General features: G+C 61.5%; 17 protein-coding genes and 2 pseudogenes. 8 read left to right on the top strand and 11 right to left on the bottom strand.

All coding sequences use genetic code 11. The annotated features are described in order from the left end of the window. Positions 1-137: 137 nt before the first annotated feature. The gene (locus ATN38_RS11585) at positions 138-449 is read left to right on the top strand and encodes a putative quinol monooxygenase (RefSeq protein WP_003941073.1); all 312 of its coding nucleotides are present in this window, start codon (positions 138-140) and stop codon (positions 447-449) included. Positions 450-740: 291 nt separating this feature from the next. Here the strand turns inward: ATN38_RS11585 and ATN38_RS11580 are convergent, their stop codons facing one another. Next, positions 741-905: a hypothetical protein gene (locus ATN38_RS11580; RefSeq protein WP_003941075.1), complete on the bottom strand. Its 165-nt coding sequence runs from the start codon at positions 903-905 to the stop codon at positions 741-743. 176 nt (positions 906-1081) lie between these two features. On the opposite strand from ATN38_RS11580, the gene ATN38_RS11575 reads away from it, so the two are divergent. Further along, positions 1082-2407, top strand: a complete 1326-nt coding sequence (locus ATN38_RS11575; protein ID WP_003941077.1) for an ISL3-like element ISPfr2 family transposase — start codon at positions 1082-1084, stop codon at positions 2405-2407. A 104-nt stretch (positions 2408-2511) separates the two neighbouring features. Here ATN38_RS11575 and ATN38_RS11570 read toward each other — a convergent pair whose 3' ends face one another. The 3 genes from ATN38_RS11570 to ATN38_RS11560 all read right to left on the bottom strand — a co-directional run bounded on the left by ATN38_RS11570 (position 2512) and on the right by ATN38_RS11560 (position 5375). After that, on the bottom strand, positions 2512-3960 hold the full coding sequence (locus ATN38_RS11570) for an aldehyde dehydrogenase family protein (protein WP_003941841.1): 1449 nt from the start codon (positions 3958-3960) through the stop codon (positions 2512-2514). An 86-nt stretch (positions 3961-4046) separates the two neighbouring features. Next, a complete protein-coding gene (locus tag ATN38_RS11565; RefSeq protein ID WP_003941838.1) occupies positions 4047-4913 on the bottom strand; it encodes an alpha/beta fold hydrolase in 867 nt (288 codons plus the stop codon). A gap of 57 nt (positions 4914-4970) precedes the next feature. Continuing rightward, a complete protein-coding gene (locus ATN38_RS11560; RefSeq protein WP_003941837.1) occupies positions 4971-5375 on the bottom strand; it encodes a hypothetical protein in 405 nt (134 codons plus the stop codon). A gap of 341 nt (positions 5376-5716) precedes the next feature. Here ATN38_RS11560 and ATN38_RS11555 point away from each other — a divergent pair, with 341 nt between their 5' ends. Further along, on the top strand, positions 5717-6424 hold the full coding sequence (locus ATN38_RS11555) for an IS6 family transposase (RefSeq protein WP_070161960.1): 708 nt from the start codon (positions 5717-5719) through the stop codon (positions 6422-6424). 427 nt (positions 6425-6851) lie between these two features. After that, positions 6852-7265 (top strand): VOC family protein, encoded by a 414-nt coding sequence (locus tag ATN38_RS32720; RefSeq protein ID WP_083291349.1) that lies wholly within the window; start codon positions 6852-6854, stop codon positions 7263-7265. Here ATN38_RS32720 and ATN38_RS11550 read toward each other — a convergent pair. From ATN38_RS11550 to fdxA, 6 genes are all read right to left on the bottom strand, one after another. Next, positions 7227-7493, bottom strand: a complete 267-nt coding sequence (locus tag ATN38_RS11550; RefSeq protein WP_370852714.1) for a hypothetical protein — start codon at positions 7491-7493, stop codon at positions 7227-7229. The genes ATN38_RS32720 and ATN38_RS11550 overlap by 39 nt on opposite strands. An 11-nt stretch (positions 7494-7504) precedes the next feature. Further along, positions 7505-8698, bottom strand: a complete 1194-nt coding sequence (locus tag ATN38_RS11545; RefSeq protein WP_166813998.1) for a globin domain-containing protein — start codon at positions 8696-8698, stop codon at positions 7505-7507. Between the two features lie 31 nt (positions 8699-8729). Beyond that, a complete protein-coding gene (locus ATN38_RS11540; RefSeq protein ID WP_073513868.1) occupies positions 8730-9179 on the bottom strand; it encodes an Rrf2 family transcriptional regulator in 450 nt (149 codons plus the stop codon). Between the two features lie 174 nt (positions 9180-9353). Next, entirely contained in the window at positions 9354-9590 is a 237-nt protein-coding gene (locus tag ATN38_RS11535) for a hypothetical protein (protein WP_070159599.1), read from the bottom strand. A gap of 720 nt (positions 9591-10310) precedes the next feature. Further along, the gene (locus tag ATN38_RS11530) at positions 10311-11738 is read right to left on the bottom strand and encodes a cbb3-type cytochrome c oxidase subunit I (RefSeq protein ID WP_374104616.1); all 1428 of its coding nucleotides are present in this window, start codon (positions 11736-11738) and stop codon (positions 10311-10313) included. Then, on the bottom strand, positions 11735-12121 hold the full coding sequence (gene fdxA, locus ATN38_RS11525) for a ferredoxin (RefSeq protein WP_218748031.1): 387 nt from the start codon (positions 12119-12121) through the stop codon (positions 11735-11737). The genes ATN38_RS11530 and fdxA overlap by 4 nt, the downstream gene beginning before the upstream one ends. A 59-nt stretch (positions 12122-12180) precedes the next feature. Between fdxA and ATN38_RS11520 the strand changes: the two genes are divergently transcribed. The 3 genes from ATN38_RS11520 (at position 12181) to ATN38_RS11510 (ending at position 14124) form a co-directional block, all read left to right on the top strand. Continuing rightward, on the top strand, positions 12181-12873 hold the full coding sequence (locus ATN38_RS11520) for a metalloregulator ArsR/SmtB family transcription factor (RefSeq protein ID WP_218748029.1): 693 nt from the start codon (positions 12181-12183) through the stop codon (positions 12871-12873). 167 nt (positions 12874-13040) lie between these two features. Next, a complete protein-coding gene (locus ATN38_RS11515) occupies positions 13041-13748 on the top strand; it encodes a hypothetical protein (RefSeq protein ID WP_256931758.1) in 708 nt (235 codons plus the stop codon). A gap of 43 nt (positions 13749-13791) precedes the next feature. Beyond that, the gene (locus tag ATN38_RS11510) at positions 13792-14124 is read left to right on the top strand and encodes a cupin domain-containing protein (protein ID WP_070159670.1); all 333 of its coding nucleotides are present in this window, start codon (positions 13792-13794) and stop codon (positions 14122-14124) included. Positions 14125-14467: 343 nt separating this feature from the next. Here the strand turns inward: ATN38_RS11510 and ATN38_RS11505 are convergent. Further along, positions 14468-14995: pseudogene (locus tag ATN38_RS11505) on the bottom strand (homocysteine S-methyltransferase family protein); the annotation flags it as partial. Between ATN38_RS11505 and ATN38_RS11500 the strand changes: the two are divergent. After that, positions 14988-15645: pseudogene (locus tag ATN38_RS11500) on the top strand (homocysteine S-methyltransferase family protein); the annotation flags it as partial. The pseudogenes ATN38_RS11505 and ATN38_RS11500 overlap by 8 nt on opposite strands.

Raw genomic sequence — 15645 nt, 5'->3', positions numbered from 1 at the left:
CCGTCGATCGCGATCAGTCCGATACGCATGGCGCGAACAATAGCAATACTGCCGTATACGCCACTTCTCACATGCCCTTGCTCGTCATACGCTTAACTCGCTTCACCAAGAAACCTCGACACCTAGGAGAACCCCTCATGTCCACACCCGCATCACTTCCGTATGCCTTCGTCGCCAAGATCGTCGCGGCCGATGGACAGCACGACGCGCTCGCCGATCTGCTCGCCGGCGCTGTCGCGCTCGCCAACGAAGAAGTAGGAACGATTGTCTGGTTCGCGGTCAGGACCCACGCCGACACCTTCTGGATCTTCGATGCATTCCCCGACGAGGCCGCTCGCGACGCCCACGCCAACGGCGCCATCGTCGCAGCCCTGATGGCCAACCAGCACCTCCTCGGCGCAGCACCCGAGATCCTGGCGGCCGACGTCCTCGCGTCCAAGCTCCCGTAGTCCGCCAACGCACGAGACGATCGCGCCCCGCCGAGCCGTCGCCAGGTCGCGACGCAACGCCACGCTGCGTTGCCGAGCGGTGCGAGGCCTATCGGCACACGGACAGGATGCCGGCCGCGAGCGCTCAGCCGGCGAGGGTTCCGTCGCAGAGGAGAGCGACGTCGGTGTCGGGCAGAGCCGTGAGGCCAGCGCATCGCGCGACCACCAGAACCGAACCGCCCCTGCCCTGCGTTTCCGCAGGTCAGGGGCTGTTCGCCGGAGCCGCCTGTCGGAATCGAACCGACGACCTAATCACATCGGCTTTGCGTCTATCGCTTGATGCGCCCACTGGGCGAACGAGCCACTGACCTGCGCAAACGCCGAGCGTGGGGGACGCCGCCATCCGGTGGTGACCGACGTCGACCGACCAGTACCGACCGTTTCACCGGAGCTTGCGGCGGCGTCGAAGCCGAGCAAGCTCCATTCCTTTAGCTCACCGCGCCCTCCTCCTCGCCGGTCCCGTCGTCGTCGAAGACGTTTCAGGGGTCTTCTCAGATGACGGTGTAAGTCGGCCGGGCGCGTCGGTCCGCAGATAGACGTCGAGGTCTCCCGACGACGGAGGTTCCTACGCCATCCATCCGAAAGACCTCGACGTGTCCGACGCTACCCCGCCGGCCGGCTTCGGCCGCCCTGACCTGACCGCCTTCGCTCGACTCGACGGCCTCGGTCTGAGCGTGACCGGACAACGACTTGAACCGGATCGTGCGGTCCTCGCGTGCCGCGTGGTGGAACCAGATCAGTGGTGCCGACGGTGCGGCAGCGAAGGCGCTGCTCGTGACACCGTGATCCGGCGGTTGGCCCACGAGCCGCTGGGCTGGCGACCGACCGTGCTGGAAGTTGTAGTGCGCCGCTACCGCTGTGCCGACTGCGGACACGTGTGGCGCCAAGACACCAGCGCCGCGGCGGAGCCACGCGCGAAGCTCTCGCGCACCGGGCTGCGGTGGGCGCTGGAAGGGATCGTGGTCGCACACCTCACCGTCGCCCGTGTCGCCGAGGGACTCGGGCTCGCGTGGGACACCGCCAACAACGCGGTCCTGGCTGAAGGCAAGCGGCTGCTGATCAACGACCCCACGCGGTTCGAGGGCGTGAAGGTCATTGGCGTCGATGAGCACGTCTGGCGCCACACCAGGCGTGGCGACAAGTACGTCACCGTGATCATCGACCTCACCCCGGTCCGCGATGGCGCCGGCCCAGCAAGGCTGCTGGACATGGTCGAGGGCCGGTCGAAGGCGGCGTTCAAGACCTGGCTCGCCGACCGCGACGACGCCTTCCGTGACGCGGTCGAGGTGGTCGCGATGGACGGCTTCACCGGGTTCAAGACCGCCGCTGCAGAGGAGATCCCGGACGCGGTCACGGTGATGGATCCCTTCCACGTCGTGCGCCTGGCCGGTGACGCCCTCGACAGGTGCCGGCGCCGGGTCCAACTCGCGATCCACGGGCACCGTGGGTTCAGGGACGACCCGCTCTACAAGTCGCGGCGCACGCTGCACACCGGCGCGGACCTGCTCACCGACAAGCAGAGCGACAGGCTACGCGCGCTGTTCGTTGATGACGCTCACGTCGAGGTCGAGGCGACCTGGGGTGTCTACCAGCGCATGATCGCCGCCTATCGCCACGAGGACCGGCAACGTGGCCGCGAGCTCATGGAGAAGCTGATCACCGACCTCAGCGCCGGCGTCCCCAAGGTGCTCACCGAGCTCACCACCCTGGGCCGGACCCTGAAGAAGCGAGCCGCTGACGTGCTCGCCTACTTCGAACGACCCGGCACCAGCAACGGGCCGACCGAGGCGCTCAACGGACGGCTCGAACACCTGCGCAGCTCCGCACTCGGGTTCCGCAACCTGACCAACTACATCGCCCGAAGCCTGCTCGAGACCGGCGGCTTCAGACCCCAACTCCTACACCCCCGATTGGGATGAGCCCCCAAACCGGCAGAAATGATCTGAGGCGTTCATGCGAAGACGCCGTCGGCTGATGTCGTGGACGAACGAACCACGTGCGTGGATCAACGGCAACCACCGCTCTACAGAACGTCGATGCCGGTCAGAACGAGCACCTTCTCCTCAGTGAGATCTTCCATTGCCGAAAGGACTCCCTCTTTGCCTGTCCCAGAGTCCTTCACGCCCCCGTACGGCATCTGATCGGCGCGGTAGCTCGGGACATCACCGACGATGACTCCACCGACGTTCAGAACACGTGAGGCGCGAAAAGCGGTCTGCAGGTTTGAGGTGAAAACCCCTGCCTGCAAACCGAACCGAGACTCATTGACCTTCTCGAACGCATCCTCGTCCGAGGAGACCTTGCAGAGCGCCACGACAGGTCCGAAGACTTCGTCGTCGAGTACCCGCGCGCCGCGGGGCGCGTCCTCGATCACGGTGGGCTCGACAACGGCCCCCACTCGTCCGCCACCGGCGAGAACGGTCGCACCGCCTGCCACCGCCTCGTCGATCCACTGCTCCACACGCACGGCAGCACGCTCGTCGATCAGTGGACCGACATCGGTAGCGTCGTCGTCGGGTGCACCGGTGGACAACATGCCGATCCAGGACAGTATCCGTTGCCGCATGCTCTCGTAGTGCTTGTCGTGCAAGAATACTCGCTGCACCGCGATGCAGGACTGACCAGCTTGGTACATCGAGAACCGCGCAATTCGTTCGGCCGCGAAGTCCTGTCCGGCTTCATCGGACCAGTCTTCACACACCACGACGGCGGCGTTTCCTCCCAATTCGAGCGTGACGTGTTTTCGCGGCACCCGATCGCGGATGGCCCACCCCACAGGAACCGAACCGGTGAATGAGACCACCGGCAGACGCGGATCCTGGACCATCTCCGAAGCCTTTTCGTTCGAGACCGTCAACACGGACCACGCGCCTTCTGGCAGTGACGTTTCCGCCAGCAGCTCACCGAGCACCAGACTCGACAGCGGTGTCGCTGGCGCAGGCTTGACGATGATCGGCGCACCGACGGCGAGCGCCGGCGCAACTTTGTGGGCGACCAAGTTGAGCGGAAAGTTGAACGGGGCGATCCCGAGGATGGGGCCGCGCGGGACCCGGTGAACCAGAGCCAAACGACCGTCCGAGCCTGCATCGGTATCGAGTCGTTGCATGTGTCCACTCCAGCGCCTGGCCTCCTCGGCTGCCCACCGGAAGGTGGTAGCGGCGCGGGTAACCTCGACACGCGCCCACTTGATTGGCTTGCCGGATTCGGCTGAGATGAGCTGGGCAATCTCCTCGTGGCGGTCGTTCAGACGCGTTGATATGTGTATAAGAGCGTCTGCGCGGATATGCACGGGTGTACTCGCGAATTCGGTGGCCACCGCCGAGGCAGCTGCGATCGCGGACTCGATGTGCACCGGATCCGCCTCGGACACAGTTGCGACAATCCGACCGTCGAATGAATTGCGGATCTCGATACGGCTATCGGTCGTCGTCGCCTCGCCGGCGATCAGGAATGGAAAGTGTTTAATGCTCATCGGTATTCCTCTTCGAAGTGTACAAACAACTGCTCGCCGACCCCCTTGTTGCGGTGGCCGGCGAGCGCGTTGATGTACTGGACAGGTCAGACGGATGCAGCGGTGGCTGCGTTCTTCTGGAGAATCTCGAGCGCTTGGATGAGGTAGGTGCGGAAGACTGCGTGGTTCTCGCTCATCGGGAAGTGACCGATGTCTTTCATCTCGATGAACTGCGCGTTCTTGATTTGCGCGGCCGTTCGGGCGCTGTCTTCCGGCGTGGTCAGGTAGTCGTAGTCGCCGGTCAACATCACGACGGGGCAGCGATCGCCGTCGATCTGATCGAGCTTGTCGCGCAGATCGTGATCGACCGAGTAGAAGTGCAGGTCGCCCTTGAACGCTTCGGATCCCTGGGTGTAATAGAACCAGGTCTTCCAGCGATCTGCCTCCGGTGACTGGGGAGCCATGAGATCCCACGTGCCGCTGGCGCACACCTGCGCTGCGTTCGCGTGCGGGTGCTGCCACCAGTCGAGGTAGAAGCCAGGCGAGTAGTCGGCACCTTCGACAGGGATGACGCCGGCGAAGCGATCCGGATTGCGCAGCGCAAGCTGCAGGGCGATGTTGCCGCCGAACGAGGATCCCATGAAGATCGGATTCTCGAGTTCGAGCGCATCAACGAGTGCAACGATGAAATTGGCGTAGTGGTCAGCCGAGAGTTTGTATTCCTCGGTCCACCACTCGGTGTTCTCCGGCGGATCGGACTTTCCATGTCGAGGTAGGTCGTAGGCGATGACGCGATAATTCGCGGTGATCTCTTCGTCTTCCAGCAGCCCGCGCCACTGATGGTTGTGAGCCCCGGCGGTGTGCTGGCACACCAAGGGCTGACCGGTGCCGTTCTCCAGGTAGAAGACCTTGTACAGCAGGCCGTCGACGTCGACGTCGACGTAGTGTCCCGTCACCGGGGAAATCTTGCTCATCTCGAGGGTTCCTTCGTTGGGGGGAGATTTTGAACTGGTTTGGGTGGCGCTGGTGAATCAGACCGGCACACCGACAGTGCGGAGCAGTTCGATCTGGCGTGTCACGCACCGCAAGTTCTGCATGAGAACCAGCACGTCGCCTTCGAGCTTCATGTCCCGTTGGAATGAGGCAGCCCAGATCCCGTGGTACATCGGCGCGGGTACGGGCACGCCGAACCCCTGCCAGGTCTTGGCACTGGCCCGGATGGCGAACTGGTACGGGCGGTCGAGGGGGCCGGGATCGACCGTGATGGCGTGTACTTTGCCGGTCGTCATCTCGACGACGAAGGTATGTGTGCCCATGTCCAAGAGGTACGAACAAGTGAAGTACTTGCCGTGCGCCTGGATTTCGGGATCCTGATCCGAGGCCTGCTCGAACGCATCGGCCCACTGCTGGGGGGTCTGAGTGATGGTGGCAGTCATTGTTTTCCTTCGTCGACTTGTGTGCCGGATTATTTCTGGAACGGGGATGATCGAAGGGTGATTGCTAGTGCTTCACCGTCGCGAACATGACACCCATCACACCGACAATCGACGGGTACGTCCAATACCAATGACCCTTCCGATCGATAGGAAACAACTATTGGTGTGCATCTACCTGGCCGAATAGCATCGGCGATGTGCGCTTACCCCTGGAGTTGAGGCCGCTGTCGTACTTCGTGGCGGTGGCGGAGGAACTGCACTTCGGCCGTGCGGCTGCACGGCTCCATATCGCCCAACGGCACTGTCACGTTGTTGAACGCGGGAAACTGGGAGAATGTGGCGTGAGCACCTCACTGTCGTACAAGGGCCACCGCTACCCGGTCGAGATCATCAACCACTGCGTGTGGTTGTACTTCCGGTTCCCGCTTAGCTTCCGTGAGGTGGAGGAGATGATGCTCGAACGCGGTGTCGTGGTGAGTTACGAGACGATCCGCCGGTGGTGCGCCAAGTTCGGGCAGGCCTACGCCAACCAGCTGCGCCGACGGCGGGCCCGGCCCGGTGACAAGTGGTACCTCGATGAGGTCTTCATCAAAATCAACGGCACACTGCATTACTTATGGCGGGCGGTCGACCAGGACGGCAACGTGCTCGACGTGCTGGTCCAGGCCCGCCGAAATGCGGTGGCGGCCAAACGGTTCTTCCGCAAGCTGCTCAAAAGGCTGGAGTATGTGCCGCGAGTGATCGTCACCGACAAGCTCGCCAGCTACCAGGTGGCGCACCGCGAGATGCTGGCCTCGGTCGAGCATCGCAGGTCGAAGTATTTGAACAATCGAGCCGAGAACTCGCATCAACCCACCAGGCAGCGAGAACGTGCGATGAAACGCTTCACATCAACCGGGCACGCGCAACGATTCCTGTCCGCCTTCTCGGGCATCTCACCGCATTTCCGGCCCAACCGGCACAGACTCTCTGCGCCCGAATGGCGGACCGAGATGGCCGACCGCTTCACGGTCTGGCAGGAAGTCACCGCCACCGATGCCGCCGCCTGAAAGTGAACGTCCCGGCGGCGTGCCGTAGCGTCCTGCCCCAAACCAGCCGCGCCGCTATACTTTTCGACTAACGTGACAGTGCCCCTCAGTCTCTGCCATGGGATCAAGTGTTTCGGTCATCGTCGATCCTTCCCGCCAAGCTCAGCTCGGCGTGTTGAATCAAGGACCGGATCCACCGTTATTCAGACAGTCCCGATCGTCGGAGCGAAGGTCCTCGGGTCGGGCACACTAGTCGCGTTGGACCGACCATGCCGACGTCTCCCTTCGCAGATCGAGTACTCGACACGCGGACGGGGAAACGCTGTGTACGCGACAGTGGCGGACGATCTTGCCGCGTTCAGAAGTCGGTTTTGCAGTACGAGCCAGGGTGTCGAGCATGACGGTACTGTGAAGACCTCTGGCCTGCTCGGGAGTTAGGGGACAAAAAATGTGTGCTGCCGCGAGAGTTGCCTCGTCGGTGATGCAAGTAGCCCACTTGGATCGGTCGGTGAGCTACTACTGCGATGTGTTTTCCTGCCGTGTCGCCTTGCGTGAACGCGATGCGGTGCTTCTTCTGACGCCGGATGATTTTCAGATTTACATGTATGTCCGAAAGGGCGCATCCCTGCGCAACATCAGCAGTATCGGCGTCCACTACGTCATGTGGTCCGCCGATACAGAAGAGGAACTTACGCGGATCAGTGAGCGTCTACGCGCATACGATGCCTCTACCTTCACCCAGGTAGTCGGCGGAGTAACCTTCGTCGACGGCTGCGACCCTGACGGTATACGTGTCATCGTCGCTTACCCAAGCCCAGAACAGTTACCCCGAGAGCTGATCGCACCACGATTCCACGGATAACGTGCCGTCCGGAGCGGTGCGTTCGTCCGGCCTGTCCTCGCTGCTGGAGCGGTCACCGATCCACGCGAGGAGATCTGGATCGGACGAGGTCAGACGGTCCACTTCCTCGCCGTCGTCGCAGCGTCGTAGTGACACCGTGATCGAGGTGGGGGTCCTGTGCAGAACCCGCCACATCGCTCCGGAACCGGACCACCGCGAAAGAGTTTCCACCGGTTGCTCTTCCGTCATGTCGGCTCCGCTCAGGTATTGGCCCAGCTGTCGGGCCCGAAGACCTCGTAGTGGATATTCTGCGCCGGGACGTCCCGTTCGAGCAACGATGCGCGCATCGCCAACATGAACGGCATCGGCCCGCAAAGGAAGGCTTGGGTATCGGGCTCCACTGCAATGTCTTGCAAATCCGCCCGTCCTTCGTGAACCGATCCGAACGCCACGTGCGTGCCGAGATCCTCGTACCAACGATGCAAAGTTGCGGCGGGAATCTTGTCGACGAGTGTGCTGAGTTCTGCACGGTGCGCATGATCGGCGATGGATCGATCCGCATGAATGACAGAGACCGAACGCTGAGCGCCGGTGTTCACGAGATGATTGAGCATCCCGATCATCGGTGTGCAACCGATTCCGGCCGACGCGAGCAGGAGCGGTGAGTTGTCGTCCGGCATGGTGAGATCGCCGAAAGGTGTGGTGACGGAGAGTTCTTGACCTTCGAATACGTTGTTGTAGAGGAAGTTCGACACTTCGCCATCGGGAGTTCCGGAGATTCGCTTGACGCTGATCCGCCAGTCTGCGCTGCTCGGTATCGAACACAGGCTGTATTGACGGATCTGGCGGGCGCCGTCGGGCAGTGTAACCCCGACCGAAAGGTACTGTCCGGGAGCGAAGGTGGGGAGTGCGCTACCGTCGAGCGACGTGAGCGTCAGTGAGACGGTGTCGGCGGACTGAAGAACTCGTTCGCTGATCCTGACCGTGCGCCAGACGTCACCGGCTTCGACGCCGGCGAGTTGGTAGAGGCCACGCTCCATCGTGATGAGGGTTTCCGCCATCAGCCAGTAGACTTCGTCCCAGGCTGCCGCGACGTCGGGAGTGACTGCATCGCCGAGTATTTCGACGATCGCGGCAAAGAGGTGTTCGTGCACGATTGCGTACTGGTCGGGCGTGATTCCCAGCGACGCATGCTTGTGCGCGATGCGTGAAAGTATGAGATCGACCTTGGCGCTGTCCGGCTCGAGCTGAAGCGTCGCGAATGCCGCGATGGCGCCGGCGAGAGCCTTCTGCTGTTCGCCCTGCTTCTGATTGCCGCGATTGAACAAATCACGTTCGAGTTCAGGATGTGCGTCGAACATCTTGCGGTAGAACAGGGTTGTGATATCGCCGATGGCGGCGCCGACCACGGGAAGGGTGGCGCGAATGACCTCGGTTGACTGTGGGGAAAGCATGAGCTGCTCCGTTCGGTCGAAATTCGATTGATCAGCCTGCTTCGTCGCTCCGGGTGGTGAGGCGTAGCAGGACAGTTTTGGACGGCTGCCGAATGACGTCTTCGATCGTGACCGCGTCGAGTGAAACGAAAAACGCTTCCTGTGCTTCTCGCAAAGCGCTACGAAGGAGGCAGCCGCCGCGCAGTGGGCACGGTTTGTCGCCTTCGCAGTCGACGACTTCACCCGGGCCTTCGAGGCGTCTGGCCAGCCAGCCGATGGTGGCGGTGCGGCCGAGTTCGGTGATGGAAAGCCCACCACCGCGACCGCGCCTGGTTGTCACGATGCCAAGCTCACCGAGCCGTGTAACCACCTTGGTGGCATGGGAATACGACACGTTGAGCTGCTCCGCAACATCCCGAGTGCTGGGGGAGGCATCCGCGTCGAGTACGGCCAACCGCATGACGACGCGCAATCCCAGATCGGTGAACTGCGTCAGTTGCATGATCTGAACCTACATAATTCGCATCTGAGATGACTATTTATGTGAGGGGGATCTCAAACGAAGGGCTAACGCACCACGTCGACATGGTCGAGAACGCTGTGAAACGGCACCGATCATGCAAAACGGGTTTGTTGACGAAAGGTAGAACCGAGCACATCGTCCCGTAGTGCACTCTCAGAGGGCGGAGGTAAAACCGTACCGTCGCCGCATTTCCTTGATGGCGACGACGTCGTTCGCGCTGAAACTCGTTGCAGCTGACCATTGCAGCGCTTGCGCGTAGTCCTCTCGCCACTGGTCGATCTCGCGCGCGGTGAGGCGAGTGAGGGTCGGTTTCTGTCCCTCGGCTACCGGTTCGAATTGGGCCAGAAACACGGCGAGCAATGTGGCTTCACGCCGACACGTGTTCGTCATGGCGCCACCGTCTTGACGCTGATAACCGGCAACGCGGATTGGTGCTGCAATGATCCCGCAAGCGTCGATCGGATCTCGGTGAGGCCGATCGATGCGTCGAGCGCAACGACGGACAAACGAAGTGCAGAGACTTTCGTTCTGGAAATGCACTGTGCTACATAGTTTCATTACGGGAAGAGCTCCATTCGGCCCCGACCTCATGAAGAAGAACAACTTTCAAGTAACTCACCGTAACAGTACCACCCAGATTATCGCTAACTCCAGGCTACCGACGGTTTGCTCACCGTACACCGTACCCGAACGACAACCGCAGACTGCGGGGTAACGACAACGGGGGTGTGATCTGGAAACGCGCCCCCACCGAAGACCGTTGCACACATTTGTGTCGAGCGACTTACAACAGTCAAGCCTGAGATCACACCTGTGGGCACCGACCCCATGCTTCACGGTTCGGTCCGTCACGTCATCCTGCCGAAGATTTTAGGGTCGACGACGTCGTCACCGGTGGTCAATTGTGTGCGGAATCTTTGCGCCACAGTAGGTTCCGCGCGACATCGGGGTACGCTCTCGGCGGTGTAGACGGATCGGTGGAGTCAACCATCGGTTACGTCCAAACGCTGTAAGTGACACCGGCTAGGTAACGGGCGTGCAAAAATCGTTCGATCACCTGACCTTACTTACCACTATTGGCCGAAAGTCGGCTTACCTGGGTTTTGTCGGCTACCGTGTCGTGTCTCGGAGCGTATATGCGGACACATCGGGAATGATCCATTCCCCGCCGACTTCCTCGATCGGGAGAACATCGAGGACGATGTCCGGATCCAACGGTATTGCTCCCAAGATCCGGGGAACCCGCGTGTCTGCACCAGGAGGCGATGGGTTGCGCTCGTCCCACCTGATCGAGACCCCCGCAGTGATCCCGGCGTACGTGGCGAAGACGATGGTCCCGAAGAGGACGTAGTGGAAGTGCGCGACGAGGAAATACGAATCGGTGACGTGGAAGTCGAGCGGCGGGCTCGCCAATATCACCCCGGACAGACCTCCGAAAAGGAAAGTCACGAGAAATCCGATCGAGAACATCATCGGCGATTCGAACGTCAATTGTCCTTTCCACATCGTTCCGATCCAGTTGAAGAATTTCACCCCGGTCGGTACGGCGATGAGAAAACTCATCATCGAGAAGAACGGCAGCAGAACGGCTCCCGTGGCAAACATGTGATGAGCCCACACCGCAGCAGAAAGTGCCGATATGGCGATCGTCGCGTAGACAAGTCCGAGATAGCCGAAGATCGGCTTGCGGGAGAAGACCGGAAAGATCTCCGAAACGATACCGAAGAACGGTATCGCCACGATGTACACCTCGGGATGTCCGAAGAACCAGAACAGATGCTGCCACAGGATCGCCCCACCGGTGGCGGGATCGAAGAGATGCCCACCCAAGTGTCGGTCCACGAGCAGTCCCATCAGCGCTGCCGTGAGAATAGGAAAAGCCAACAACACCAAAATCATGGTGATGAAGACATTCCACGTGAAGATGGGCATCCGAAACATCGTCATCCCGGGTGCACGCAGACAGATCACGGTGGTGATCATGTTGACCCCACCCAAGATGGTCCCGACGCCGGCCAGTGCGAGTCCCATGATCCACAGATCCCCACCGACACCCGGTGAATGCAGTGCACTGGTCAGCGGGGTATATCCCGTCCACCCGAAGTCCGCGGCCCCGCCCGGGGTGAGGAATCCGGATACGGTGATGAGCGCACCGAACAGGTACAGCCAGTAGCTGAGCGCGTTCAGTCGCGGGAACGCGACATCCGGTGCACCGATCTGCAGGGGAAGTATGTAGTTCGCGAAACCGAACACGATCGGAGTCGCATACAGCAGCAACATGATCGTGCCATGCATGGTGAAGAGCTGGTTGTACTGCTCGTTCGAGAGGAACTGAAGACCGGGCACGGCGAGTTCGGTCCGGATCAACAAGGCCATCAATCCGCCCAACATGAAGAAGGCGAACGAGGTGACCAGATACATCACGCCCAGCTTTTTGGGATCGGTCGTGGTGGCAGCGGAATAGAAGAACGATCCCTTAAACCCCCGGCGTTTCGGGTAGGGCCGCGAAGGCAGGAGTTCTGTCACAACGGGAGTCATTGCCGTTCTTCCCGCGCGGGGGATGGCGGTCCGATATTCGGATGATTCGAGTGCGGATAACCGCCTACCAGCTCCGTATCGACGCCTACGCGACCGGGATTCATGGATCCCCCCGGTGATCCCACTATCTCGGCCGCTCCGGGTAGCAGTCGATGGAAGAAGTGGGCGTTGTCGTCGATGAACTCTTCCCAGCGGGCGGGGACGTCGGATTCGTACGAGATGGCCTCGACCGGGCAGACCGGTTCGCACGCACCGCAGTCGATGCATTCGTCGGGGTGGATGTAGAGCGACCGTGCCCCTTCGTAGATGCAGTCGACCGGACATTCCTCGACGCATCCTCGGTCCATCACGTCGATACATGGTGCAGCGATCACGTACGTCATGAGTGGCCTCCAGGACACTGCCTATTTTCGAGGACATCTTTCCTCTAAAGTCTTACAGTATGGCGATACGAAAGGGAACAGGGTCGGCACGCGCCGGCACCCATGCAGTACTTGCGTCCCGGCGGCGAGTCCAACTGCTGGACGCTTTACGAGCCGGCGCGGAATCGATGGCCGCCAGCGAACTGGCGGATCTGTGCAACCTGCATGTGACCACAGTTCGGTTCCACCTCAACGCGTTGATCGAAGTCGGCCTGATCGCGAAGGAGACCGAGCACAACGTCGCCCGAGGACGTCCACGCCAGCTCTACCGGGCACAGAATCCACTCGGATCAGGAGTCGGGATCACCTCCGGATACGAAAAGTTAGCCCACGTTTTAGCGGCGCACTTCGCGCGCCACTCCGGTGATCCGGAAAACCTCGCCGAGGCAGCAGGTCGACAGTGGGCGCTGGATGATCTCGGCGAAACCTCCGGAGCCGGCCGATCCGCAGAAGAGACGGCGCTCGTCCTCACCACCCTGTTCGCGGAGATGGGGTTCGATCCGGAACTCGAGCCCTCGAATGTCGAAACGCGTATCCGATTGCACGCCTGCCCGTTCGAAAGCGTCGCCCGACAAAACCCCGGCGTTGTCTGCTCCTTGCACCTCGGTCTGATACGCGGAGTTCTGACACGACTTGGCGCACGCCAGATCGAGAGCACGCTCACCCCCTGGGACACCGCGCATACGTGCCTCGCGCAACTGGAGCGGCAATGACACACAGGACCGTGTATATCGACGTTGCTGTCGCGCAGTCGCATTCCCTTCCCCGCCCGTTGTGGGACCGCTGATGTGCACGCACGATCGAACGTATTCGCCGTTTCGGCGGACCGCACCGAGACATGAACAGCTGGAAACTTCCTCACGGCAAGGGATTACATCCCATGAGCATCTATCGCATCATCTGGTGGGTCGCCGCAGCGATCCTTACCGCTTCAGGAGGGATCGTCGCAGCCGCCACCGTCCCTACCGACATTCTGGTATCGGCGGTGATTGCCGCAGTATTGATCGGAGGGGGTTCACCCTGGTTGCGACCGATCACGCTTCGCACTACTCCACCGCCCCGAACTCTCCTGACGATTGCGCTACGAGACGGCGCTACGTGGGCGGCAGTCGTGATCACTGTCATCGGATTGATCGCGCTCTCCGGCGCTGCTGCCTTACCGTTGATACTGCTGATGACCCTCACCTCGGCTCCGATGTGTCGCTACATCGGCGGCAGAGTCGAGTTCACACAGGCACTACCATGCTCGCCGAAAAGTCCCCTGATACGCACCAGCACCGTCGATGTGCCGCTTCTTCCGCTGCCGGACTGCAGCCAACTCTCGGACGAAGCCCTGTGCCGATGTTGGCGCATGAGCTGGCCCGCTCTGCAGAACGGCCCCTCGCCATCGCCGTCGACGACGGACGCGCTGCACCTCGCGCGTACCCGCGCGACTTACCTCGACGAAATCGAACGTCGCGATCCAAGGGGTTCCTCACCACACGAGATCACCCACCCCCACCACATCAGCCCTGATTCAACGCCCCTTGAGATGCCCATGAACCAACTGAGAAACCTCCTCATGGCCGGACCAGTGGAGAACGATTGAAATGCCTGGCCAGCACCGCATAAACGCAAAGAAAGCGAACATCGTGGAAAAGATGTCATTGACAGCGCTAGCTCGCCAACTCGCCGACAAGGCGGAAAACTCGAAGAGCGGCCGTAGCGCTCGTACCGTGTACGGCGGCCATGAACACGTCCTGCGGCAAACCGTCATCGCGCTGGCAGAGGGCCAAAAACTCGACGAGCACGAGAACCCTGGGGAAGCGACCGTCTATGTCCTCACCGGCCGGGTACGCCTGTGCGCAGCCGAGAATGCTTGGGAGGGATCATCCGGCGATCTGTTGATCGTCCCGAATGCTCGACATTCTCTCGAAGCGCTGGAGGCCTCGTGCGTACTACTGACGGTCGCTAAAGCAATCTGAAGTATCGACCCGGTCTTCACGGCCACTGATCTGACCGTCATTTCTTACTCCGCTTCGTCATCGACCATGCTCCAGTCGCGAGCTGTGCCCCGCATCGTCCGCGGGCACGGTTCGCGGTCCTTCTACGTGTCGATGGCAATCGTCCTGTTAGGTAAATGCATTGAACCGTTTCGAGACCAAGGATCCGAACACCGTTGATTCCTCGGAGCCCGCTGTCGGCGGCTTGTCTGCCCCATTTAACTCTGCCCTGCTTGATGCGCTGAAACAGCGCGTTGTCATCGGCGACGGAGCGATGGGCACCATGTTGCAAGCCGCGGACCTCACCCTGGACGACTTCCTCGGCCTCGAGTGCCGTCAGCGCCGCACCGATCTCACTGCCCAGGAGCATCGTTCCGGTTGTCTCGACCGTCACGTGCGTGATGATCGGCAACCGCAGTCCGAGTTGCTCCATCGCACGCTGGCTGCCGAGGATTGCAGCTTTCACCTGAAGCAGGTCCTGGCAGGTTTCGACGAGGATGGCGTCGGCGCCACCGTCGATCATGCCGAGCGCAGCTTCGGTGTACGCGTCACGCAGGACTGCGTACGGTGCGTGTCCCAGGCTGGGGAGCTTGGTTCCCGGTCCCATCGAGCCGAGTACGAATCGGGCCATGCCGTCGCGGCCTGGTCCCATCTCGTCCGCTACTTCACGGGCGAGAGCAGTGCCTTTTTCCGCGAGTTCGCGGATCCGGTGAGAGATGTCGTAGTCGGCGAGGTTGGGCAGGTTGCAACCGAAGGTGTTGGTCTCGACGGCATCGGCACCAGCGGCGAAGTACGCACGGTGGATGTCTTTGAGCACGTCGGGACGGGTGTCGTTGAGGATCTCATTGCACCCCCTCGAGCCACTCGGTATCGACATGATCGGTCTGAACTGTGCCACCGGGCCGGCCGAGATGAGTGAACATCTCCGTCATCTGTCCAAGTACTCCACGCTGCCGGTGTCGGTCATGCCCAATGCCGGCCTGCCGCAGCTCGGCCCCAAGGGCGCCGAGTACCCGCTGACCGCCGACGAATTGGCCGAAGCCCTCAGTGGTTTCGTCTCCGAGTTCGGACTCGGCCTCGTAGGCGGCTGCTGCGGTACGACACCCGAGCACATCAGCGCGGTCGCCGACGCGGTCCGTCAGGTCGAGAAGGCCCAGCGCACCCCGATCCACGAGCCGAGCACCTCTTCGCTGTACTCGGCGGTGCCGTTCGAGCAGGACGCCAGCATCCTGATGATCGGCGAACGCACGAACTCCAACGGCTCCAAGGCTTTCCGTGAGGCAATGCTCTCCGCGGACTACCAGAAGTGCCTGGACATCGCCAAGGACCAGACCCGCGACGGCGCACACATGCTCGACCTCAACGTCGACTACGTTGGCCGCGACGGTGCCGCCGACATGTCGGAACTGGCCAGCCGTCTGGCGACGTCCTCGACGCTGCCGATCATGCTCGACTCCACCGAGCCTGCCGTGTTGCAGGCCGGTCTCGAACACCTCGGTGGCC

It is taken from the genome of Rhodococcus sp. FH8, from assembly GCF_019266085.1.
Taxonomy (GTDB): Bacteria; Actinomycetota; Actinomycetes; order Mycobacteriales; family Mycobacteriaceae; genus Rhodococcus_F; species Rhodococcus_F qingshengii.
Note: the sequence above shows the minus strand (reverse complement) of the source record. Positions and strands in the feature narration are given on the sequence as shown.